Genomic DNA, 22,248 nt, shown 5'->3' on the forward strand with positions numbered 1-22,248 from the left:
CGGCCTTCGCAGGCGCCCGCCCGCGGTGGAGTGCCGGCATGAGCGGGTTCGACGTCGTCCTCCTCGTGGCCGTGCTGGTGCTGACCCTGGTCGTGCTCGGCGCGGTGCTGCTCGGCGTCCGGGTCGTGCGCCGGCTCGGGACGGCGCCCGCGCCGGAGGATCCGGCCTTCATCGCCGAGAAGGACCGCCAGGAGCAGTCCCTCGCCGCTCTGCGGTCGGCGGCGGACGAGGCGAACAGCACCATCGACGTGGCGAAGTCCGCCGCCGCGGCGGCGCGTACCGAGGCGGCCGCGGCCAAGGCCGAGGCGAAGGCCGCCCGGGCGGAGGCACGGCGGGTGCTCGACGACGCCCGGGCCGAGGCGGACACCATCCTGGAGCGGGCGCACAAGCAGGCCGAGGCCGACGCCGAGCAGCTCCGGTCGGCGGCGCGGCGCAGCGGCGAGCGGGAGGTCGCCGTCCTCGCGGCGACGACCCGGGAGCAGGCGGCCGAGGTGGAACGCCGGGCCGCCCGGATGGACGAGCGCGAGCGGCTGCACACCGAGGAGGTGGAACGGCTCGCCGAGCGGGAGCGGCAGCTCAGCGCTGCCAACGCCGGCCTGGCTGCCCGCGAGTCGGCCCTCGCCGAGCGGGAGGAGGAACTGACCCGGGCGGAGGAGCAGCGTCGTCGCGAGCTGGAGCGGGTCGCCGGGCTCACCGCGGAGGCGGCCCGCGCGGAGCTGATCGAGGCGATCGAGGCGCAGGCCAAGCGGGAGGCAGCGCTGCTGGTGCGCGACATCGAGTCGGACGCGCGCAGCACCGCCGAGGAGCGCGCCCGGCACATCGTCGTCGACGCCATCCAGCGGGTGGCCAGCGAGCAGACCGCGGAGAGCGTGGTCAGCGTGCTGCACCTGCCGGGCGACGAGATGAAGGGCCGGATCATCGGCCGGGAGGGGCGCAACATCCGCGCCTTCGAGTCGGTGACCGGCGTCAACCTGATCATCGACGACACCCCCGAGGCGGTGCTGCTGTCCTGCTTCGACCCGGTCCGCCGGGAGGTCGGCCGGCTCACCCTGGAGAAGCTGGTGCTCGACGGGCGGATCCATCCGCACCGGATCGAGGAGGTGTACGACCTTGCCCGGCACGAGGTGGAGCAGCTCTGCCAGCGGGCCGCCGAGGACGCCCTGGTCGAGGTCGGCATCACCGAGATCCACCCGGAGCTGGTCACCCTGCTCGGCCGGCTGCGCTACCGCACGTCGTACGGGCAGAACGTGCTGAAGCACCTCGTCGAGACCGCGCACATCGCCGGGGTCATGGCCGCCGAGCTGCGGCTCGACGTGCCGACGATAAAACGGTGCGCGTTCCTGCATGACATCGGCAAGGCGCTCACCCACGAGGTCGAGGGCAGCCACGCCATCATCGGCGCGGACGTGGCCCGCAAGTACGGCGAGAGCGACGACGTCGTGCACGCCATCGAGGCGCACCACAACGAGGTGCCGCCGCAGACCATCGAGGCGGTCCTCACCCAGGCCTCCGACGCCTGTTCCGGCGGGCGCCCGGGCGCGCGGCGGGAGAGCCTCGAGGCGTACGTGAAGCGGCTGGAGCGGATCGAGGAGATCGCTGCCGGCAAGCTCGGCGTGGAGAAGGTCTTCGCGATGCAGGCCGGCCGGGAGATCCGGGTGATGGTGAAGCCCGATGACGTGGACGACATCGGCGCCGCCGTGCTGGCCCGGGATGTGGCCAAGCAGATCGAGGAGGAACTGACCTACCCCGGTCAGATCCGGGTGACCGTGGTCCGCGAGTCCCGGGTCACCGAGATCGCCCGCTGACGCCGGTACGACGAAGGGGGCGGCCGGGACCGCCCCCTTCGTCGTTGAGGTCAGTTGCTGCCGCCCTCGGCCTGCGAGATGAGGGCGGTGGCCGGCGGCTGCTGGGCCGGGGTGCCGGCGGTCCGGCGGCCCCGGGAGAGCCGGCGCTGCACGTACTGGGCGAGCTTGGACAGCGAGTAGTTCACGACGATGAACAGCACGGCGATCACGGTGTAGACCTGGATCGGGTTGTCCAGCGCGCCGATGATCTGCTTGCCGATGTTCAAGGTCTCCTCGTAGCTGATGATGAAGCCGAGCGAGGTGTCCTTGAGGACGACCACCAGCTGGCTGATCAGCGCGGGCAGCATGATCCGGAACGCCTGCGGGAGCAGGATCATCCGGGTGGTCTGCAGCGGGGAGAGGCCGATCGCGGAGGCCGCCTCGGCCTGGCCACCCGGGAGGCCCTCCATGCCGGAGCGGAGGATCTCGGCGATCACCACCGAGTTGTAGATGGTGAGGCCGATGACCAGGTACCAGAGCGTGTCGAAGGTGACGCCGAACTCGGGGAAGCCCCGGGCCACGAAGAAGATCGTGATGACCACGGGCAGGCCCCGGAAGACCTCGACGCAGACGCGGGTGATGGCCGAGAGCGCCAGGTTCAGCCCGCGCAGCGGGTACGCCAGCGGCGCGGCCATGCCGGTGAAGCGGCGTCGGGCCAGGCTCTTGAGCTGGATCCGCAGCACCGCCAGCAGCGTGCCGACGACAAGCGAGGTGACGATGGCGAGCGCAGCGGCGATCAGGGTGTTCTTGAAGCCGACGCCGATCCGTTCCCAGACCAGCGCGAAGTTCTCGTTGCCGGGGTCGACCAGCGGCCCCCACAACTCCATCGAGAACTGGCCCTTGTCGTCCAGCGGCTTGTAGATCAGGAAGTACGCCCCGACCAGCAGCAGGATGGTGGCGACGATGCTTCCGATCAGGGTGATCCGGCGCTGCCGCGGCCCGGGGACGTCGTAGAGGACGGTCTGCTGGCTCATCGGGCCACCGCCTGCCGCCGCTCGATCCGGTCGAGGAGCGCGCCGAGAGGTACGGTCATGATCAGGTATCCGATCGAGATGCCGATGGCGACCGGGATGAAGGCGTAGCCCTCGGCCGAGGTCAGCTGGTCGGCGGTCTGGGACAGGTCGCCGACGACGCCGAAGAAGCCGACAAGCGCCGAATTCTTGATCATCGCGATGATCACCGAGCCGAGCGGCACGATCGACGCCTTCCAGGACTGCGGCAGCACCACGTACCGCAGGTTCTGGGTGAAGGTCAGGCCGAGCGACCGGGCCGCCTCCGCCTGCCCGGCGGGCACCGCGTTCACGCCGGAGCGCAGCGCCTCGCAGACGAACGCCGCCGTGTAGAGCACGAGGGCGATCAGCGCGAAGCGGAAGTACGGCAGGTCGGTGCCGAGCCGGCTGAACACGATGTCGAGGCCGGGGATGCGGAGGAAGTCCGCGTTGGAGCCGAGCGCGGGAAGGCCGAACGCGGCGAAGAACATCACCACGGTCAGCGGCATGTTGCGGAAGATGTTGACGTACGCGGTGCCGACCGCCCGCAACGGCGGCACCGGCGAGATCCGCAGGACCGCCACGACGGCGCCCAGGATGAGGGCGCCGATCGCGGCGAGGACGCAGATCTGGAGGGTGAGCCAGAAACCACCCGCGAAGACGTCGAACTTGTCGATGAGTACACCCACGGGCCGGACTTCCTCCCCACCCTCCAGATCAGCCGGTCAGATCAGTAGCGGTTGACGGTCGGCGCGGAACCCAGCTCGGCACCGAACTTGCCGGCGGTCTCGTCCCAGGCCTTCTGCCAGCTGCCGTCGGAGAACGCCTTCTCCAGCGTGTCGTTGATGAAGTTGCGGAAGTCGGTGTCCTCCTTCTTCACGCCGATGCCGTAGGGCTCCTTGGTGAAGTTCTCGCCGGCCAGCTTGAAGGAGGCCTCGTCCTTGGCGATGTAGCCGAGCAGGATGACGTTGTCGGTGGTCACCGCGTCGACCTGGCCGCCCTTGAGGGCGTCCCGGCACTTGTCGTACGTGTCGAACAGGACGAGCTGGGTGGCGACGTCCTTGACGTACTTCTTGATCTCCTCGGCCGGGGTCGAGCCGGTCACCGAGCAGACCTTCTTGGTGCCGTCCTTGAACGAGTCCGGTCCGGTGATCGTGCTGTCGTCCTTCTTCACCATGATGTTCTGGCCGGCCTCGTAGTACGGCCCGGCGAAGGCGACGCGCTCCTTGCGCTTGTCGTTGATCGTGTACGTCGCGGCGACCAGGTCGACGGTGCCGTTGACGATGACGTCCTCGCGGACCTTCGAGGGGGCCTCGACCCACTCGATCTTGTCCTCGGGGATGCCGAGCTCCTTCACGATGATCTTCGCGACCTCGACGTCGAAGCCCTCCGGCTTGCCCGACAGGCCCTTGAGGCCGAAGCCCGGCTGGTCGAACTTGGTGCCGATCTTGATCGCCTGAGCCTTGTTCAGGCGCTCCATGGTGCTGCCGGCGGCGAAGGACTTGCTGCCGGCGCCGGTGCCCTCGTCGTCGGCGCTGTCGCCGCCACAGGCGGCCAGGCCGAGCGCCAGGGTGGCGGCCGCGGCGAGCGCCGCTACGCGCTTCATACGCATACTCTTCTCCTTCTTCGGACGGAGCCGGGCCGGGGGACGGCACGCCTCCACTTACGGACGCCTAGTGCGTGAGGATCTTGGAGAGGAAGTCCTTGGCCCGCTCGCTGCGCGGGTTCGCGAAGAACTCGGCGGGGGGCGCGTCCTCGACGAGCTGGCCGTCGGCCATGAAGACCACCCGGTTGGCCGCGTGCCGCGCGAAGCCCATCTCGTGCGTGACGACCACCATCGTCATGCCGTCGCGGGCCAGGGACGTCATCACGTCCAGCACCTCGCCGACCATCTCCGGGTCGAGCGCGCTGGTCGGCTCGTCGAAGAGCATCGCCTTGGGCTGCATCGCCAGCGCGCGGGCGATCGCCGCCCGCTGCTGCTGGCCGCCGGAGAGCTGGGCGGGGAACTTGTCGGCCTGGTTGGCGATGCCGACCCGGTCCAGCAGGGCCAGACCGCGCTCGCGGGCCGCCCCGGGCTTCTCCTTGCGTACCTTGACCGGCCCGAGCGTGACGTTCTCCAGGATGGTCTTGTGCGCGAACAGGTTGAACGACTGGAAGACCATGCCGACCTCGCTGCGCAGCTTGGCGAGGGCCTTGCCCTCGGCCGGCAGCGGCTGGCCGTCGAAGGTGATGGTGCCGGAGTTGATCGGCTCGAGCCGGTTGATGGCGCGGCAGAGCGTCGACTTGCCGGAGCCGGACGGGCCGATGACGACGACGACCTCGCCGCGGCCGACCGACAGTGAGACGTCGTCCAGCACGTGCAGCGGCCCGAACCACTTGTTGACCGAGTCCAGCACGATGAGCGGTTCGCCCGTCGTCACGTCGTCCACCGTCCCTGTCGTCGCGCACGGGAGGTCGGATGACCTCCGGTTGGGCAACTGTAGGCGGCGTGATGTGGCGGAATGCAACTCAGTTGGTCACGGAGCGGTAACACCGTCTCCGGGACGCGCGTCGAGTCCGATTCTGACCGCCGAGGTGGCGTGGTTCACGGGCCGTCGAGATCATATGGGGATGACCGGACCGGTACGGCTGACCCGCTACGCCCGGGGCGGCGGCTGCGCCTGCAAGATCCCACCCGGTGAGCTGGAGGCGATGGTGGCCGGCCTCGGCCCGGCGGCGGGCGCCGCCGACCTGCTGGTCGGCCTCGACCACGGCGACGACGCCGCCGTGGTCCGGCTCGACGAGCGCACCGGCCTGGTCAGCACCGCCGACTTCTTCACCCCGGTCGTCGACGACGCGTACGACTGGGGTCGCATCGCCGCGGCCAACGCCCTCTCCGACGTGTACGCGATGGGTGGCACCCCGCTCGTCGCGCTCAACCTGCTCTGCTGGCCGCGGGGCGTCCTCCCGCTGGAGCTGGCCGGGGAGGTGCTGCGTGGCGGCCGGGACGTGGCCCGGGAGGCCGGCTGCCACCTCGCCGGCGGGCACAGCGTCGACGACGAGGGCCCGAAGTACGGCCTCGCGGTCACCGGGACGGTCCGCCCGGAGCGCCTGATCACCCTCGACGCCGGGCGGGCCGGGCTGCCGCTGTCGCTGTCCAAGCCGCTCGGCGTCGGGGTGCTCAACACGCGGCACAAGGTCACCGGTGAGGTCTTCCCGGAGGCGGTGGCGACGATGGCGACGTTGAACCGGGACGCCGCCCGCGCGGCAGTGGCGGGCGGGGTCCGCTGCGGCACCGACGTGACCGGCTTCGGGCTGCTCGGCCACGCGTCGAAACTCGCCCGGGCCAGCGGCCTGACGGTCGCGATCGACATCGGCCGGGTGCCGTACCTGGCAGGGGCGCGGGAGGCGGTCCGGGACGGCCACGTCAGCGGGGGCACCCGCCGCAACCTGGACTGGGTCAGCCCGTGGACGGACTTCGGGCCGGCGGGCGAGGCGGACCGGCTGCTGCTGGCCGACGCGCAGACCTCAGGTGGCCTGTTGGTCGCGGGCGAGCTGCCGGGCGCCCCGGTGATCGGGGAGCTGCTGCCTCGGGGCGAGCACCTCGTCGTGCTGAGGTGAGTCGTGTCGGATGCCGGAACGTGGCACCATACCCGATAAACTGTCATCTTCTGGCTACTCGGAGCAATGGCGCTCGAGGAAATTTTGCCCGGAATGGTCACAGACCGGTAACTTGCCCCCGGCTGAGGTCATATGCACCCCACCATCGTCAGTAAGGCCCGATCCGGAGGCCGGTGGAACGAGCACAGCGAGGAGGCGGCATGACCGAGCTGTGGAACTGGAGAATCGACCAGGTGCGGCCGACGGAGGTCTGGCCGGCACTGGCCGAGGCGCTCGGCCGGGTGGTGATGCCCCTGGCCGTGGCGGACCCGGCGCGCCTGCCGAGGTACGCGGTGGTCTGCGACATCTGGCGGGCGCCGGGCGAGTTCGCCACGATCGTCGACTGCTACGGGGTGCCGGACACCCTGGCCGAGCTGCCCAGCGTCGCGGCCCTGGCCCGTCTGCTCGAGCGCAACTGCGTACTGCGCGACGACACGCTCGACGAGACCCGGCACCTGCTGGTCGCCCCGGACGGGACGATCCGCCCGGTGCACTTCGACGTCCGGGAGACCGACGACGGCGAGGTCCTCAGCAACCAGCGACTGTGCACCGAGGCGAACCCGGGCTGCCGCGGCTGGTCGCGGTGCCACCGCTCCCGCTGGGCGCCGGATTCGGTGCTCCCCGCCCTCGCCGCCGCCTGAGACGCAAGGAAGGGCCCCTTCTTAACGCCTGGCGTTGTACCGGGGTCCCTTCTTAACAGCCGGCGGCGCGTCTTTCCCGCCGGGTGTTAAGAAGGGACCCTTCCTCTACCGCAGGCGTTAAGAAGGGGCCCTTCCTTACCCCCGGGCGCGGTGGGGAGCCGGCTCCCTCCTCGGTTCCGGTCGATCCGGTCCTCCCGGATACGCTGTCCTGGTCATGACTACCGCAGCGGCGAGCAGCCTGCGCACCTACCAGGTGCGCACCTACGGCTGCCAGATGAACGTGCACGACTCCGAGCGCATCTCCGGCCTGCTGGAGCAGGCGGGCTACGTGCGCGCCGCGGACGCCGAGGACACCCCCGACGTCGTGGTCTTCAACACCTGCGCGGTCCGGGAGAACGCCGACAACCGGCTCTACGGCAACCTGGGTCACCTGCGCCCGGTGAAGGACAAGCACCCCGGCATGCAGATCGCGGTCGGTGGCTGCCTGGCCCAGAAGGACCGCGGCGAGATCGTCCGCAGGGCGCCGTGGGTCGACGTGGTCTTCGGTACGCACAACATCGGGTCGCTGCCGGTGCTGCTGGAGCGCGCCCGGCACAACACGGCTGCCGAGGTGGAGATCCTCGAGTCGCTCGACGTCTTCCCGAGCACGCTGCCGACCCGCCGCGAGTCGACGTACGCCGGCTGGGTGTCGATCTCCGTCGGGTGCAACAACACCTGCACGTTCTGCATCGTGCCGTCCCTGCGCGGCAAGGAGAAGGATCGCCGCCCCGGCGACATCCTCGCCGAGGTGCGGGCCCTGGTCGACGAGGGCGTGCTGGAGGTGACGCTGCTCGGGCAGAACGTCAACTCCTACGGCGTCGAGTTCGGCGACCGGTACGCCTTCGGCAAGCTGCTGCGGGCCTGCGGCGACATCGACGGGCTGGAGCGGGTCCGGTTCACCAGCCCGCACCCGAAGGACTTCACCGACGACGTGATCGCCGCGATGGCCGAGACGCCGAACGTCTGCCACTCGCTGCACATGCCGCTGCAGTCCGGCTCGGACGACGTGCTGCGCGCGATGCGCCGGTCGTACCGGTCGGAGAGGTACCTGGGCATCATCGAGAAGGTCCGGGCGGCGATGCCGGACGCGGCGATCACCACGGACATCATCGTCGGCTTCCCGGGCGAGACCGAGGCCGACTTCGAGCGCACCCTTGACGTGGTCCGCGAGGCGCGGTTCGCGTCGGCGTTCACGTTCCAGTACTCCAAGCGCCCCGGCACCCCGGCCGCCACCATGGACGGGCAGCTGCCCAAGCAGGTCGTGCAGGAGCGCTACGAGCGGCTGATCGCCTGCGTCGAGGAGATCACCTGGGCGGAGAACCGGAAGCTGGTGGGGGAGACCGTCGAGGTGCTGGTCGCCGTCGGCGAGGGGCGCAAGGACGAGCGCACCGGCCGGATGTCGGGCCGGGCGCGCGACGGCCGCCTGGTCCACTTCGACGCCGGCTCGCTGGCCGGGCGGATCCGCCCCGGCGACATCGTGCACACCACGGTCACGTACGCCGCTCCGCACCACCTCAACGCCGACGGCGAGCCGCTGTCGCACCGGCGCACCAGGGCGGGGGACGCGGCCGAGGCGGGGCGCTCCCCGCGTACCCCGGGGGTGTTGCTGGGCCTGCCCACGATCGGCGGGCCGGCCGCGGCGCCGGCGCCGGCGACGGGCTGCGCCGCCCACTGACCGGGGTCGGGGCCCGCCGGGCGGGCCCCGACCGGCGTGCTCAGACGGAGATCCGGCCGGCGCCCGCGCCGCCGGTCACGATCGACTTGACGCTGCTCGCGCTGTCCAGGGTGTACGGGTACGGGATGCCGTTGACGCTTCCGCCGGCCTGCCCGCTGCCGGAATTCACGAAGTGGTTGTTGCGGGCCACGATGGAGCCCGGCCCGGAGCTGCCCTCCCCGAGGTGGTACGGGTCGTCGACGTTCTCGAAGTAGTTGCCTTCGACGAGCACGCCGGCGTTCATCGTGGACGCGACGCCGTAGCCGCCCACGTTGGCGTAGAAGTTGTTGTAGACGTGCACCGGGTTGCCGAAGCGGACCCGGGGGTTGCGCTGGTTGCTGCCGTCGAACCAGTTGTGGTGGTAGGTCACCCGCAGGTGGCCGACGTCCTGGCTGGCGTTGCTGTCGCTGTGCCCGAGCAGCATCGTCTTGTCGTGGTTGTGGACGCGGTTCCAGGACACGGTGACGAAGTCCGAGCCGCGCTTGATGTCGACCGCGCCGTCGTAGCCGTCGGTGAAGGTGTTGTGGTCGATCCAGATGTTCGTCGCCGACTGCTCGACGTTTATCGCGTCGTCGTCCCAGCCCCGGAACGTGAGGTTGCGGACGATGACGTTGCGGTCGCCGTTGATGGTGAAGCCGCAGCCGGCGATGGTGGCGCCGGCGTTGCCGAGGATCGTCTTGTTGGATCGGACGCGCAGCATGCCGGAGCAGGAGATGGTGCCGGAGACCCGGATCACCGCCGCGCTGCTGGAGCCGAGCGCGCTGCTCAGCGCCGAGGCGCTGGTCACTGTGGTCGTCGCGGCGTTGCCGCCGCCGGTGGTGCCGCCGTTCTGGGTGGCCCAGCCGACCAGGCCGCCGGCCGGGGGCGGCGGGGGCGGCGGGGTGGTGCCGCCGCCACCGAGGCGGATCAGCTGCCACTGCTGGTTGTAGCCGTCCAGGTCGGCGTACTGCGAGATCATCCCGCCGTCGGCGGTGGACCACTCCCACAGGTCCAGCGCCTTCTTGCTGTGCCGGTTGAGGAACCGGACGTAGCCGCCGGCGGAGTCCTTCAGGGTGAAGTGCTGCTTGGTGTCGCTGCTCGCCGTGACCTGGGTGACCTGCACGCCGTCGTTGGAGTTGGGCACGGTGACGGCCTTGCCCGAGTGCCGGTTGCGGAGCTGGTAGTAGCCGCTGCCGACGTCGACGAACTGGAACTGCTGGTTGGTCGCGTCGGTGCGGGTGTACTGCCGGATCTCACCGCCGTCGGCCGTCGACCAGCCCCACAGGTCCATCGCCTTGCCGCTGTGCCGGTTCACGAAGACGTACCAGGCACCGGTGTCGACGGTCGCCGCTCCGGCCGGGGCGGTGGTCACCGCGACGACCGCCGCGGGCACCGCGAGGACCGTCACGGCCAGCGACGCCAGTCGCCGCATCAGTCTTGCGCGCACGAGTGTTCTCCCCTCGAATCCTGGACAGGGTGGGATGGCGCGTCGTCGCGGACCGGCTGTGGGCGCCGGCCCGGATGCGTCCGCGACACGTGTCGCCACGGCGGTGGATCGGGTTACGGCGCCGCGGGGCACGCCTGGCTGCGCGTCATCCGAAGGTGGCCGGCAGGGTCCGCCCCGGCATCGGAGGCTGCCGTGCCCAGTGGCAGCGATGCGGTGGCGGTCGCGGAGGTGCGCCCTGCCGTCGTACTTGTCGGAACGGCTCCCGTGCGTCGCCCGCGGTTTGGGCAAGCGCTTTCCTCAGGAAAGCACAGATAAACGTCGATGTAAATGTCGACCGGACAGATGCCGGAGGCCCCCGGGTCCCGTACGGGGATCCGGGGGCCTCCGGAACGATCGGCTCAGCCGGCCTGCTCGGCGAGCTGGAGGAACTGGCGCTTCGAGGCGAGCGCCTGCTCGGCCTCCTTGATCCGCCGGGCGTCCCCGGCCGCCCGGGCCCGGGTCAGCCGCTCCTCGGCCTCCGCCACCTGCGCCCGCATCTGCGCCAGCAGCGGGTTGTCCTGCGGGCTGGTACGCCGCCACGCGGAGTCCATCACCTCGCGGACCTTCTCGTCGACGGCGCGCAGCCGCCGCTCCAGGCCGGCGGCCGCCTCCCGGGGCACCCGCCCGGCCTCGTGCCACTGCGCCTGGATCTCCCGGAGCTTCGCCTGCGCGCCCTTGGGGTCGCCGTCGACGTCCAGCGCCTCGGCCTCGGCCAGCAGCGCCTGCTTGCGCTCCAGGTTGGCGCGCTGCTCGTTGTCCCGTGCCGAGAAGACCTCACTGCGGCGGGTGAAGAAGGCGTCCTGCGCGGCGCGGAACCTCTCCCAGAGTCGCTGCTCGGCCTCCTTCGAGGCACGCGGCGCGGCACGCCACTGGTTCATCAGCTCCTTGAGCTGGCCCGCGGTGGCCGCCCACTCGGTCGAGTCCTTGAGTTTCTCGGCCTCGGCGACCAGCTCCTCCTTGACGGTCTGCGCCTGCTTGCGCTGCGCGTCAAGGGACGCGAAGTGGGCGCCGCGCCGGCGGGTGAAGCCGTCCCGGGCCGCCGCGAACCGCTTCCACAGCTCGCCGTCGGTCTTCTTGTCGACCCCGCGGATGGTCTTCCACTCCTCGAGGATCTCCTTGAGCCGGTCCCCGGCCGTCTTCCAACCGGTCGACTCCGCGGCCAGCTTCTCGGCCTCCTCGACGAGGGCGGTCTTGCGGGCCAGGGCCTCGCTGCGGGCCGCCTCGCGGGCCGCCCGGGCCTCACCGGCCTTCTCCTCGGCCACGGTGGCGAGCCGGTCCAGCCGGGTGGCCAGCCCGTCGATGTCGCCGACCACGTGGGCCTCGGCCAGCGAGGAACGCAGCCGGCGGATCGTGCTGAGCGAGTGACTCGCGTCCGCCGCGCCCGAGTTGAGCCGGGCCTCGGTCAGATCCACCTCGGTGACCAGGTCGGCGAAGCGACGGGCGAAGTGGGCCAGTCCTTCCTCCGGTGCACCTGCCTGCCAGGAACCGACCACCCGCTCGCCCTCGGCGGTCTTGACGTACACGGTGCCGTCCGCGTCCACCCGTCCGAAGGCAGTCCAGTCGCTCATGTGCCCATCCTCGTTCTCCCGGCGTCGCGGGTCAGTCCCGCGAGCACCGCCACGGCGCAGCCAAGTTTCTCCACGGCATTGTCACAGGTACGCCCCCGTTCCCGTCGAGCGCCTATCGCCGACCGTGACCATACGGTGTCCTAGTGCCCGACCGCCCCCGTCAGAGGGGGAGTGTCGGAATCCTCCGTACGATTACCGTACGGCGTACGGGAGTGCCGTCGTGGTGGTGCCGGAGAAGGAACCGTTCGTCCCGGACCCGGCCGGGCAGTGGCGGTTCCAGACCATGGTGCAGGGCGGCCGGGGCGACCAGGCGACCCGAGCCCGCCCGCCGGTGGCGTTCCGGCCAGCTCATCGTCTTGTGTGGACGATCATTTCCGCGTACCGTCCATCGCCATCGGTCGAAGCGACGGGGGCTTCGTCACGACCCCCCCGTCGTCGCCGTGTCCGCACGCGCCGGCTGCCGGTGCGGCACCGTCAACGGGAGAGGTCACATGAACCGTACGCTCAGAATGGCATTCGCCGTCGCCATGGCGGCGATCCTCGGCCTGGTGGTCCAGGCGCCCGCGCACGCCGCGCTCGGCACCGGCTACTGGGTGCGGACCAGCACGTTCCTGCGCGGGGCGGACAAGAGCGAGTCCTACGACCGTGGCTTCGACGTCTTCAACAAGAACGACAAGCTGATCGGCATCGTCTGGTTCAACTCCGACCCGGTCGGCGACGACCCCGGTGATGCGCTGCAGGCGTGTGACTACGAGGCCGACGGTGTCGGCATCGAGATCCAGATGGACATCAACCCGGGCAGCACCTGGCAGACCGACCGGATCGCGACGACCCGGGGGCACAACTCGCCGTACTGCAGCCCGTGGGCGACCGGGAACATCGGCGAGAACACGCTGGTCAAGGTCAGGGCCTGCGTGGTGCAGGGGACCGAGTCCTGGTGCTCCGCGCCCCAGTACGGACGGGCGTAGGGCCCGCGCGGTCGCCCGCACCCGGTACCGGGTGCGGGCGACCGCGGTGCGGCGATCCCGCGCCCGGGCCGCGCCGGCCGGCGGTTAACGTTTCCGGGTGTCGTTGGTCGCCGCCGCCGTCTGCCCGCACCCGCCGCTGCTCGTCCCCGAGGTGGCCGGTGCCGCCGCGCCCGAGCTGGACGAACTCCGTGCCGCCTGCGACGCCGCCGTCGCCCGGCTCCTGGCCGCCGGGCCGGATGAACTCGTCGTCGTCGGCGCCGCCCCGGCGACCGCCACGTTCGACGCCTCCGAGCACGGCTCGCTCCACCGCTACGGGGTCGACCTGCGGGTGCCGCTCTGGCGGGGCGACCGCTCCGACGAGGCGCGCCTCCCGCTCAGTCTGACCCTCGGCGCGTGGCTGCTGCGCCGGTCCGGCACGGCACTGCCCCGGTACGCCCAGGCGGTCGCGTTCGGCGAAGCCGCTGCCGGCTGCGCCGCCCTCGGCGCGACGCTCGTCGACGGTGGCGAGCGCCGGATCGCGCTGCTCGTGATGGGCGACGGGTCGGCCTGCCGGGGCGAGCGGGCGCCCGGCTACGACGACCCGCGCGCCGAGCCGTACGACCGGGGGGTCGCCCGGGCCCTGGCCACGGCGGACGTCGACGCCCTCCGCAACCTCGACCCGGGGCTGTCCACCGAGCTGAAGGCCGCCGGCCGCGCGCCCTGGCAGGTGCTCGCCGGCGCGGTCCACGCGGCCGGTGGCCACTGGCGGGGCGAGCTGACCCACGACGCGGCGCCGTACGGCGTGGCCTACCTCGTCGCCTCCTGGGAGCCGGCGTGACCGGCCCGGTGGTCGCCGTGGTCGGGCCGACCGCGGCCGGCAAGTCGGCGTTGAGCATCGCCCTCGCCCACACCCTGGGCGGGGAGGTGGTCAACGCCGACTCCATGCAGCTCTACCGCGGCATGGACATCGGCACCGCGAAGCTCACCGTCGCCGAACGCGAAGGGGTGCCGCACCACCTGCTGGACATCTGGGAGGTGACCGAGCCGGCGAGCGTCGCGGAGTACCAGCGCCTCGCCCGCGCCGCGGTCGACGACATCCTCGCCCGCGGGCGGGTGCCGCTGCTGGTCGGCGGGTCCGGGCTCTACGTGCGGGCGGTGCTGGAGCAGTTCGAGTTCCCGGGCACCGACCCGGCCGTCCGGGAGCGGCTGGAGGCGGAACTCGCCCAGTTCGGGCCCGCCCCCCTGTACGCGCGGCTGCGCGACGTCGACCCGGGGGCGGCGGCGGGCATCCTGCCCGGCAACGGCCGCCGGATCGTCCGCGCCCTGGAGGTCATCGAGCTGACCGGCGGCCCGTTCACCGCCGCGCTGCCCGAACCCACCCCGTACTACCCGTCGGTGCAGGTCGGCGTCGACCTGGACACCGCGCTGCTCGACGAGCGGATCGCGCTGCGGGTGGACCGGATGTGGGCCGACGGCCTGGTCGCCGAGACCCGCGAGCTGGCCGGCCGGGGCCTGCCGGCGGGGCGTACGGCCAGCCGCGCCCTCGGCTACCAGCAGGTCCTGCGGTTCCTGGCCGGCGAGCTGACCGAGACCGAGGCGTACGAGGAGACGGTCCGCGCCACCCGTCGCTTCGTCCGCCGGCAGCGCTCCTGGTTCCGGCGGGACCCGCGGATCCACTGGCTGGACTCGGCGTCGGACGCCCTGGTGGCGGATGCGCTGCGGGTGGTCCGCGACGCTGCGCGATGATGGGGGCGTGGAGTTCACCAAGGGGCACGGCACCGGCAACGACTTCGTGATCCTCCCCGACCCGGACGGCGCGCTCGACCTCACGTCCGGGCTGGTGGCGGCGCTGTGCGACCGGCGGCGCGGGATCGGCGGGGACGGCGTGCTGCGGGTGGTCCGCGCGGCCAAGCATCCGGACGGCGCCGCGCTGGCCGGTGACGCCGAGTGGTTCATGGACTACTGGAACTCCGACGGCTCGTTCGCGGAGATGTGCGGCAACGGCGCCCGGGTGTTCGTCCGCTACCTGCTGGACGCCGGGCTGGCCGCGCCGGCCGACGCCGCCCTGACGGTGGCCACCCGGGCCGGCCTCGTGCGCGCCCGGGTCGACGGGGAGGGCGTCGCCGTGGAGATGCGCCGCCCACGGCTGTACGACACCTCGACCGCGGCCCTCGCCGGGCTGACCCTGGCCGGTACGGCCGTCGACGTCGGCAACCCGCACCTGGTCTGCCCGGTGCCCGCCGGCCTGGAGCTGACCGCGCTCGACCTGACCCGGGCGCCGGAGGTGGACGCCAACGTCTTCCCGGCCGGTGTCAACGTCGAGTTCAGCGCCCCGGGCGACCCGGTCGACGGCACCGACGGCCATGTCCGCATGCGGGTCTACGAGCGCGGCAGCGCGGAGACCCTCTCCTGCGGCACCGGTGCCTGCGCCGTGGCCGCGGTGGCCCTGCGCGACCTGGACCGCACCACGGGAGTGGTCGCGGTCGACGTTCCCGGCGGTCGCCTGACAGTCACCCTCACCGACCAGACCTGCTGGCTGGCCGGCCCCGCAGTACTGGTGGCCACCGGCCACGCAACCCCCTCCGCACTGCCGACCCCTTAGCCGATCATGGAGTTGTGGTGGGTGTTGTTACCCGGTATGCGCCTCCTTGTGAGGCACCACAACTCCATGATCGCCGAGGCGAGCGGGGGTTACGGGGTGGCGCTGGCGTTCGCGGCGATCTCGGGGAGGTCGGCCGGCCCCGGGTCGGCGGCCGGGGGCGGGGTCGCCGACGGGTTCTGGGCGGCGGCGCGGACCGCGGCGGCCACCGCGGGGGCGACGCGGGAGTCGAAGACGCTGGGGACGATGACCGTGGGATTGATCTTGTCCTCGCCGACGACGTCGGCGATGGCCCGAGCGGCGGCGATCGCCATCTCCTCGGTGAACTCCTCGGCGTGCGCGTCCAGCATGCCCCGGAACACACCCGGGAAGGCCAGGACGTTGTTGATCTGGTTCGGCTGGTCGGAACGGCCGGTGGCCACCACGGCGGCGTACTTGCGCGCCTCCCGGGGGTCGACCTCCGGGTCCGGGTTGGCCAGCGCGAACACGATCGCGTCCTTGGCCATGGTGGCGATGTCGTCGCCGCTGAGCAGGTTGGGCGCGCTCACGCCGATGAAGACGTCCGCGTCGCGCATCGCACCGCGCAGGTCCCCGGAGTAGTTCTCCTTGTTTGTGTGCTCGGCCAGCCACTGCCAGGCCGGGTTGAGCCCGGCCATCCCGCGGTGCAGGGCGCCGTCCCGGTCGTACGCGATGATGTCGCCCACGCCCTGGCGCAGCAGCAGCTTCATGATCGCGGTGCCGGCCGCGCCCGCGCCCGAGACCACCACCCGCACGTCCGCGAGGTCCTTGCCGACCACGCGTAGCGCGTTGGTCAGCGCGGCCAGCACACAGATCGCGGTGCCGTGCTGGTCGTCGTGGAAGACCGGGATGTCCAGCGCCTCGCGGAGCCGCGCCTCGATCTCGAAGCAGCGCGGCGCGGCGATGTCCTCCAGGTTGATCCCGCCGTACGCGGGCGCGATCGCCTTGACGATCTGCACGATCTCGTCGGTGTCCTGGGTGTCCAGCACCACCGGCCAGGCGTCCACCCCGCCGAACCGCTTGAACAGCGCCGCCTTGCCCTCCATCACCGGCAACGACGCCGCCGGCCCGAGGTTGCCCAGGCCCAGCACCGCCGAGCCGTCGCTGACCACCGCGACCGTGTTGCGCTTGATGGTCAGCCGCCGGGCGTCCGCCGGGTTCTCCGCGATCGCCATGCAGACCCGGGCGACCCCCGGGGTGTACGCGCGGGACAGCTCGTCACGGGTGCGCAGCGCGACCTTCGAGCTGACCTCGATCTTGCCGCCGAGGTGCAGCAGGAACGTGCGGTCGGAGACCTTGCGCACGTCCACACCGTCAAGCGCGGTGAGCGCGTCGACCACCTGGTCGGCGTGGCTCGCGTCGGCGGTGTCGCAGGTCAGGTCGACGATCACGTGGGTGGGGTCGGAGTCGACCACGTCGAGCGCGGTGACGATCGCCCCGGCCTCGCCGACCGACGTGGTCAGCCGCCCGATCGAGGATGCGTCGGCGGGCACCGCGATCCGGATCGTGATCGAGAATCCGGCACTCGGCAGTCGGGTGATGGCCACGCAGATCCCTCCGTCGACGCTGAACGGCTCGCCCGCATTTCTACTCGCCCACGCAGGTCGGCACGCATCCGGCCCCGCTACTGACCGGTACGCCGACGGGCATATAGCGGGTGCGTCCGGCGTTGGCACATGTCAGGATTGCTCGTACACGCCGGAAACTCCCCGGTGACGGATAAAACGGACAGGAGACGCAGTTTGCGAGAGCAGGAGACCTTCCTTCCCCACGAGGACGACGAGCTCGACGCCACCACCGGTGAGTTCGAGCTGTCGGAGCGGCAGGCGCTGCGGCGGGTCCCCGGCCTCTCCACCGAGCTGACCGACATCACCGAGGTCGAGTACCGCCAGCTGCGGCTGGAGCGGGTCGTCCTCGTCGGCGTCTGGACCGAGGGCACCCAGCAGGACGCGGAGAACTCCCTCACCGAGCTGGCGGCGCTGGCCGAGACGGCCGGCTCGCAGGTGCTCGAAGGGCTGATCCAGCGCCGCAACCGCCCGGACCCGGCCACCTACGTCGGCCGCGGCAAGGTCGACGACCTCGGGGCGGTCGTGCTGTCCACCGGCGCCGACACGGTGATCTGCGACGGCGAGCTGTCCCCGTCCCAGCTGCGCAACCTCGAGCAGCGCACCAAGGTCAAGGTGGTCGACCGCACCGCCCTGATCCTTGACATCTTCGCCCAGCACGCGAAGAGCAAGGAGGGCAAGGCGCAGGTCGAGCTGGCCCAGCTGGAGTACCTGCTGCCCCGACTGCGCGGCTGGGGTGAGACCCTCTCCCGCCAGACCGGTGGCTCCGGGCGTGGCGGCGGCGCCGGCGGCGGCGTGGGTCTGCGCGGTCCCGGTGAGACCAAGCTGGAGACCGACCGGCGCCGGATCCGGCACCGCATCGCCCGGCTGCGTCGGGAGATCAAGGGCATGCGCACGGTACGCCAGACCAAGCGCGCCCGCCGTTCCCGCAACGCCGTGCCGGCCGTGGCCATCGCCGGCTACACCAACGCCGGGAAGTCCAGCCTGCTCAACCGGCTGACGGGCGCCGGCGTACTGGTGGAGGACGCGCTCTTCGCCACGCTGGACCCGACGACCCGCAAGGCCAACACCAGCGACGGCCGCCTCTACACGCTCTCCGACACGGTCGGCTTCGTCCGGCACCTGCCGCACCAGATCGTCGAGGCGTTCCGCTCGACGCTGGAGGAGGTGGCCGAGGCCGACCTGGTGGTGCACGTCGTCGACGGCACCCACCCGGACCCGGAGGAGCAGGTCCGCGCGGTCCGCGAGGTGCTCGCCGAGGTGGGCGCCGACCGGCTGCCGGAGCTGCTCGCGGTCAACAAGACCGACGCGGCCGACGAGGAGACGCTGCTGCGGCTCAAGCGGCTCTGGCCGGAGGCGATCTTCGTCTCCGCCCACTCCGGTCGGGGGATCGAGGAGCTGCGCGCCGCGATCGAGTCCCGGCTGCCGCGACCGGCGGTCGAGGTCCGCGCGGTCCTGCCGTACGACCGGGGCGACCTGGTCGCCCGGGTGCACCGCCAGGGCGAGGTGCTGAGCACCTCACACCTGCCCGAGGGCACCCTGCTGCACGTGCGGGTCGGTGCGGCGCTGGCCGCCGAGTTGGAGCCGTTCCGGGCGGCGGAGCCGCAGGCCGTCGGGTCCCCTTCCTAGGCGTCCGGGCGCATGGTACCGGCGCGGCGTCGTGCGACACTATGAGGATGCGCCGCGTTCTCACCTCGGTCACGGGTGCCCTCAGCCTGCTGGGGGCGACCGTGGCAGCCACCGGTGTCGTCCTGGTCACCGCGCCGTCGCCGGCCGTGGCGGCGGGCCAGAAGCGCTGCACGGTGACCGACGAACGGCTCAGCGAGCTGTCCGGGCTGGTCGCGACGAAGACCGGCTACATCGTGATCAACGACGGCACCGAGCTGGAGAGCCGCAAGCGGGTCTTCTACCTGGACACGAAGTGCAAGGTCGCCAAGGATCCGGTCCGCTACTCCGGCGGCGGCCCGCTGGACACGGAGGACCTGGCCCTCTCACCGGACGGCAAGACCCTCTGGATCGCCGACACCGGCGACAACGTGACCAGCAAGAACCGTCGCGAGCGGGTGGCGGTGTGGACCATGCCGGCGGGCGGCGGGAAACAGCCGGTCCTGCACCGCCTCGCGTACCCCGACGGCAAGCCGCGCGACGCGGAGGCGCTGCTCGTCGGTGACGACAACGCCCCGCTGATCATCACGAAGGTCACCTCCGGCAAGGCCGAGATCTTCACGGCCGAGGGCGAGCTGCCCACCGGCGACACCGAGCCCGCGCAGATGACGAAGGTCGGCGAGATCACCCTGCCGAAGACCGAGACCGACAACCGGCTCGGCGTGCTCGGGCGGACGGCGATCACCGGGGCCGCGCGCTCCCCGGACGGTTCCCGCGTGGTGCTGCGTACGTACGCGGACGCCTTCGAGTACGACGTCGCCGACGGGAACGTGGTGAAGGCCCTGACCACGGGGGAGCCCCGGGTGACTCCGCTCGCCGACCCGTTCGGTGAGGCGATCGCGTACACCCCGGACGGCAAGACGTTCCTCACCGTCTCCGACGGCGGCCAGCTCGACGAGGGCGAGCCGATCGACATCCTCGCGTACAAGCCTTCGACGGAGGGCGCGAAGCCGGTCGCGGAGGCGGCCGCCGGGCCGAAGAAGAAGGCCGAGGCGTCCTGGTTCGACAGCCTCTCGCTGCAGGACATCATGTACCTGGTCGGCGCCGTAGGCCTGCTCGGCGCGGCCATGGTCGGCGCGGGCGTGTTCGGCATCCTGCGGGCCCGGCGCAAGCCGGCCGGCGATCCCGACGACGCGCCGGGCGCCGACGATCGCGGCGACGGCTTCGCCCCCGACGACCGTCCTCGGGGTTCCGTGTACGGCGGTGCTCCGGCCGGCGGCGGCTACGGCGGCGGGCCCCGCGCGCCGGGTGCCGCCCCCGCCGGCAGCGGCGTGTACGGCGGGGGTCGTCCCGCCGGTGGCGCGGTCTACGGGGGCCGGCCCTCCGGCGGCGGCGTCTATGGTGGCGCCCGGCCCGGGGCGGACGGCGGCCGTCCCGCGAACGGCGCCCGCCCGGCCAACGGTGGCCGCCCGGCCGCCGGTGGTGGTGGGGTCTACGGCGGCGCTCCGGCCGGCGGAGGTGTGTACGGCGGTGGCCGTGCCGAGCCGCCGCGCCGGGATGGCGGCGAGCCGGATCCGCGTGGACGGCGTCGCGACAACGGCTACGACGAGGGCTGGGGTGGCCAGTACGGGCAGGTGCCGGGCCGCGGCCACTACGGCGACCGCTACTGACCCGCGCCCGGCAGCGGGCGCGGATCACGGCGCCGAACGGGTCAGATGCGGCGTAGGACGGCGACGACGCGGCCCATGATCGTGGCGTCGTCACCCGGGATCGGGTCGAAGGCCGGGTTCTGCGGCATCAGCCAGACGTGGCCGTCCCGGCGGCGGTAGGTCTTCACCGTCGCCTCGCCGTCGAGCATCGCGGCCACGATGTCGCCGGACTCGGCGGTGGGCTGCTGCCGGACGACCACCCAGTCGCCGTCGCAGATCGCCGCGTCGAGCATCGAGTCGCCCTTGACCTGGAGCATGAAGACCTCGCCCTCGCCCACCAGCTCACGCGGGAGCGGGAACACGTCCTCGACGGCCTGTTCGGCGAGGATCGGGCCACCGGCGGCGATCCGGCCCAGCATCGGCACGTACGCCGGCGTGGGGCGCTGGGAGCGGGTCAGCTCGTCGTCGATCGCCTCGCTGGGCGCCCGGACGTCGACCGCGCGCGGCCGGTTGGGGTCGCGGCGCAGGAAGCCCTTCTTTTCCAGTTCCTTCAACTGGTAGGCGACGCTTGACGGCGAGACCAGACCGACCGCCTCGCCGATCTCGCGCACGCTCGGCGGGTAACCGTGCCGCTCGACCCAGGTGCGGATGAACTCCAGGATCCGCCGCTGCCGGGCGGTCAGGTCGACCGTCGCCGGATCGGGAAAGGCACTCACCACGGGGGTGACCGGGCGCACGGCGGCCGTGCCGGTGCGGCTGCGCGCGGCACCCCGGCGACGCGTGGTCGCCGCGCCCGCCTCGGTGATCTGCTGCGGGCTCTTCGGCCGGCTGGCCCGGTCCTCGGTCACGTCCGTCCTCCCTGGTCGGCGCTGTGGTGCCTCGTCGGCTCGTGGTGCGTGCGGTGGTGCGGTGACACCGGCGGAGCAGATCCGCCGCGCGCCTGTCGTTCATGACCGTATAGGTGAGATCAGTCATTTTCAAACATCTGTACGAGCTTGCTCGGCGTGTCGGGGTGAAAAACCGCGCGGGTCGTACTCGTGTTCTGCTAAATGGTACGTCGGATCGAACGGCTGTTCTAATCTGCCGGATCGTGGACGGCGTTCAGCCGGCCGGCCGATAACCGGACCGGGGGTGGCGGGGTTGGGTTTGCGGGCGACGGGGAAGAGGGGAGCGGTCCCGGACTCGGGTGACGCGCCGGACACGCTGGCCAACTTGACCTCAGAACCTCGGCGGCATACCGTCAACCCCTAGATGTAGTAGTCACACGGGCGTAAGTTGCCTATAGGTTGGGGTTCAACTACCGACCGCCACTCCGCACCGCCGGCACGGCGAAGACCGTCGAAGGATGGCTCCGCCGTGATGACGCGTGCCCGGGGGCGGCCGGTGTGGCCCGCGTTCGACAGAAGGAGGTCGGGCTCATGCGCTGTCCGTACTGCCGGCATCCCGACTCCCGGGTCGTCGACTCGCGGGAGGCCGACGACGGCCAGTTGATCCGCCGGCGGCGCTCGTGCCCGGAGTGCGGCAAGCGGTTCACCACGGTGGAGGAGGCCGTCCTCGCGGTGGTGAAGCGCAGCGGGGTCACCGAGCCGTTCAGCCGGACGAAGATCATCGGCGGGGTGCGCAAGGCGTGCCAGGGCCGGCCGGTCGACGACGACTCCATCGCGCTGCTGGCGCAGAAGGTGGAGGAGACCGTCCGGGCCAAGGGGGCCGCCGAGATCCCCAGTCACGAGGTCGGCCTGGCGATCCTGGGCCCGCTGCGTGACCTGGACGAGGTGGCGTATCTCCGGTTCGCGAGCGTCTACCGGTCGTTCGATTCGCTCGCGGACTTCGAGCGCGAGATCGAGACGCTGCGTGAGGCGGCGCGGGCCCGCGAAGGGGCCGGAGCGGCCGGGTCCGCCGGCCACACCAGTTGACTTGTGCAGTACAGAAGAAATCGGTACATGCGGTTGGGTGACCGCGCAGACGA

At 71.8% G+C, this 22,248-nt stretch carries 19 protein-coding genes; 11 read left to right on the forward strand and 8 right to left on the reverse strand.

All coding sequences use genetic code 11. The features are described 5' to 3' along the window. Window positions 1-38: 38 nt before the first annotated feature. A complete protein-coding gene (gene rny, locus ABTW87_RS07535) occupies window positions 39-1,805 on the forward strand; it encodes a ribonuclease Y (protein ID WP_350649497.1) in 1,767 nt (588 codons plus the stop codon). A 50-nt stretch (window positions 1,806-1,855) separates the two neighbouring features. Here the strand turns inward: rny and ABTW87_RS07540 are convergent, their stop codons facing one another. From ABTW87_RS07540 to ABTW87_RS07555, 4 genes are all read right to left on the reverse strand, one after another. Then, a complete protein-coding gene (locus ABTW87_RS07540; protein ID WP_350649499.1) occupies window positions 1,856-2,818 on the reverse strand; it encodes an amino acid ABC transporter permease in 963 nt (320 codons plus the stop codon). After that, a complete protein-coding gene (locus ABTW87_RS07545) occupies window positions 2,815-3,522 on the reverse strand; it encodes an amino acid ABC transporter permease (protein ID WP_350649501.1) in 708 nt (235 codons plus the stop codon). The genes ABTW87_RS07540 and ABTW87_RS07545 overlap by 4 nt, the downstream gene beginning before the upstream one ends. 41 nt (window positions 3,523-3,563) lie before the next feature. Then, window positions 3,564-4,445 (reverse strand): glutamate ABC transporter substrate-binding protein, encoded by an 882-nt coding sequence (locus tag ABTW87_RS07550; protein ID WP_350649503.1) that lies wholly within the window; start codon window positions 4,443-4,445, stop codon window positions 3,564-3,566. Between the two features lie 61 nt (window positions 4,446-4,506). Next, on the reverse strand, window positions 4,507-5,262 hold the full coding sequence (locus tag ABTW87_RS07555) for an amino acid ABC transporter ATP-binding protein (protein WP_350649505.1): 756 nt from the start codon (window positions 5,260-5,262) through the stop codon (window positions 4,507-4,509). Between the two features lie 181 nt (window positions 5,263-5,443). On the opposite strand from ABTW87_RS07555, the gene selD reads away from it, so the two are divergent. The 3 genes from selD (at window position 5,444) to miaB (ending at window position 8,827) form a co-directional block, all read left to right on the forward strand. Further along, window positions 5,444-6,433: a selenide, water dikinase SelD gene (gene selD / locus ABTW87_RS07560; protein WP_350649507.1), complete on the forward strand. Its 990-nt coding sequence runs from the start codon at window positions 5,444-5,446 to the stop codon at window positions 6,431-6,433. A gap of 200 nt (window positions 6,434-6,633) precedes the next feature. Next, window positions 6,634-7,113: a hypothetical protein gene (locus tag ABTW87_RS07565; RefSeq protein ID WP_350649509.1), complete on the forward strand. Its 480-nt coding sequence runs from the start codon at window positions 6,634-6,636 to the stop codon at window positions 7,111-7,113. 214 nt (window positions 7,114-7,327) lie between these two features. Next, a complete protein-coding gene (gene miaB / locus ABTW87_RS07570) occupies window positions 7,328-8,827 on the forward strand; it encodes a tRNA (N6-isopentenyl adenosine(37)-C2)-methylthiotransferase MiaB (protein WP_350649511.1) in 1,500 nt (499 codons plus the stop codon). Window positions 8,828-8,867: 40 nt separating this feature from the next. Here miaB and ABTW87_RS07575 read toward each other — a convergent pair whose 3' ends face one another. Then, window positions 8,868-10,292, reverse strand: a complete 1,425-nt coding sequence (locus ABTW87_RS07575; protein WP_502891541.1) for a pectate lyase family protein — start codon at window positions 10,290-10,292, stop codon at window positions 8,868-8,870. Between the two features lie 398 nt (window positions 10,293-10,690). Beyond that, window positions 10,691-11,899: a DUF349 domain-containing protein gene (locus tag ABTW87_RS07580; RefSeq protein WP_350649512.1), complete on the reverse strand. Its 1,209-nt coding sequence runs from the start codon at window positions 11,897-11,899 to the stop codon at window positions 10,691-10,693. A 491-nt stretch (window positions 11,900-12,390) separates the two neighbouring features. Between ABTW87_RS07580 and ABTW87_RS07585 the strand changes: the two genes are divergently transcribed. The 4 genes from ABTW87_RS07585 to dapF all read left to right on the forward strand — a co-directional run bounded on the left by ABTW87_RS07585 (window position 12,391) and on the right by dapF (window position 15,448). Beyond that, window positions 12,391-12,867 (forward strand): hypothetical protein, encoded by a 477-nt coding sequence (locus ABTW87_RS07585; RefSeq protein WP_350649514.1) that lies wholly within the window; start codon window positions 12,391-12,393, stop codon window positions 12,865-12,867. Window positions 12,868-12,964: 97 nt separating this feature from the next. Further along, complete coding sequence (locus ABTW87_RS07590; RefSeq protein WP_350649515.1) at window positions 12,965-13,684, forward strand: class III extradiol dioxygenase subunit B-like domain-containing protein; 720 nt, start codon at window positions 12,965-12,967, stop codon at window positions 13,682-13,684. Then, a complete protein-coding gene (miaA, locus tag ABTW87_RS07595) occupies window positions 13,567-14,592 on the forward strand; it encodes a tRNA (adenosine(37)-N6)-dimethylallyltransferase MiaA (RefSeq protein ID WP_502891547.1) in 1,026 nt (341 codons plus the stop codon). Before ABTW87_RS07590 ends, miaA begins: the two co-directional genes overlap by 118 nt. Before the next feature lie 7 nt (window positions 14,593-14,599). Beyond that, the gene (dapF, locus tag ABTW87_RS07600) at window positions 14,600-15,448 is read left to right on the forward strand and encodes a diaminopimelate epimerase (RefSeq protein ID WP_350649519.1); all 849 of its coding nucleotides are present in this window, start codon (window positions 14,600-14,602) and stop codon (window positions 15,446-15,448) included. A gap of 89 nt (window positions 15,449-15,537) precedes the next feature. Here dapF and ABTW87_RS07605 read toward each other — a convergent pair whose 3' ends face one another. Next, window positions 15,538-17,010 (reverse strand): NAD-dependent malic enzyme, encoded by a 1,473-nt coding sequence (locus tag ABTW87_RS07605; RefSeq protein WP_350649520.1) that lies wholly within the window; start codon window positions 17,008-17,010, stop codon window positions 15,538-15,540. 195 nt (window positions 17,011-17,205) lie between these two features. Here ABTW87_RS07605 and hflX point away from each other — a divergent pair, with 195 nt between their 5' ends. Together hflX and ABTW87_RS07615 are read left to right on the forward strand one after the other, a co-directional pair. Then, window positions 17,206-18,657, forward strand: a complete 1,452-nt coding sequence (gene hflX / locus ABTW87_RS07610; protein WP_350649522.1) for a GTPase HflX — start codon at window positions 17,206-17,208, stop codon at window positions 18,655-18,657. A gap of 47 nt (window positions 18,658-18,704) precedes the next feature. Next, complete coding sequence (locus tag ABTW87_RS07615) at window positions 18,705-20,303, forward strand: hypothetical protein (RefSeq protein WP_350649524.1); 1,599 nt, start codon at window positions 18,705-18,707, stop codon at window positions 20,301-20,303. Window positions 20,304-20,344: 41 nt separating this feature from the next. Here ABTW87_RS07615 and lexA read toward each other — a convergent pair whose 3' ends face one another. Then, window positions 20,345-21,130 (reverse strand): transcriptional repressor LexA, encoded by a 786-nt coding sequence (gene lexA, locus ABTW87_RS07620; RefSeq protein WP_350649526.1) that lies wholly within the window; start codon window positions 21,128-21,130, stop codon window positions 20,345-20,347. A 570-nt stretch (window positions 21,131-21,700) separates the two neighbouring features. Between lexA and nrdR the strand changes: the two genes are divergently transcribed. Then, a complete protein-coding gene (gene nrdR / locus ABTW87_RS07625; protein ID WP_350649528.1) occupies window positions 21,701-22,195 on the forward strand; it encodes a transcriptional regulator NrdR in 495 nt (164 codons plus the stop codon). Window positions 22,196-22,248 lie beyond the last annotated feature (53 nt).

Origin of the sequence: Micromonospora sp. NPDC126480 (assembly GCF_040302465.1) — a bacterium.
Classification (GTDB): domain Bacteria; phylum Actinomycetota; class Actinomycetes; order Mycobacteriales; family Micromonosporaceae; genus Micromonospora.

Coding starts and splice junctions, on each gene's coding strand:
- ABTW87_RS07585 (WP_350649514.1), top strand. CDS start 12,391: ATGAACCGTACGCTCAGAATGGCATTCGCCGTCGCCATGGCGGCGATC.
- selD (WP_350649507.1), top strand. CDS start 5,444: ATGACCGGACCGGTACGGCTGACCCGCTACGCCCGGGGCGGCGGCTGC.
- rny (WP_350649497.1), top strand. CDS start 39: ATGAGCGGGTTCGACGTCGTCCTCCTCGTGGCCGTGCTGGTGCTGACC.
- miaB (WP_350649511.1), top strand. CDS start 7,328: ATGACTACCGCAGCGGCGAGCAGCCTGCGCACCTACCAGGTGCGCACC.
- nrdR (WP_350649528.1), top strand. CDS start 21,701: ATGCGCTGTCCGTACTGCCGGCATCCCGACTCCCGGGTCGTCGACTCG.
- ABTW87_RS07580 (WP_350649512.1), bottom strand. CDS start 11,899: ATGAGCGACTGGACTGCCTTCGGACGGGTGGACGCGGACGGCACCGTG.
- ABTW87_RS07540 (WP_350649499.1), bottom strand. CDS start 2,818: ATGAGCCAGCAGACCGTCCTCTACGACGTCCCCGGGCCGCGGCAGCGC.
- ABTW87_RS07565 (WP_350649509.1), top strand. CDS start 6,634: ATGACCGAGCTGTGGAACTGGAGAATCGACCAGGTGCGGCCGACGGAG.
- ABTW87_RS07550 (WP_350649503.1), bottom strand. CDS start 4,445: ATGCGTATGAAGCGCGTAGCGGCGCTCGCCGCGGCCGCCACCCTGGCG.
- ABTW87_RS07615 (WP_350649524.1), top strand. CDS start 18,705: ATGCGCCGCGTTCTCACCTCGGTCACGGGTGCCCTCAGCCTGCTGGGG.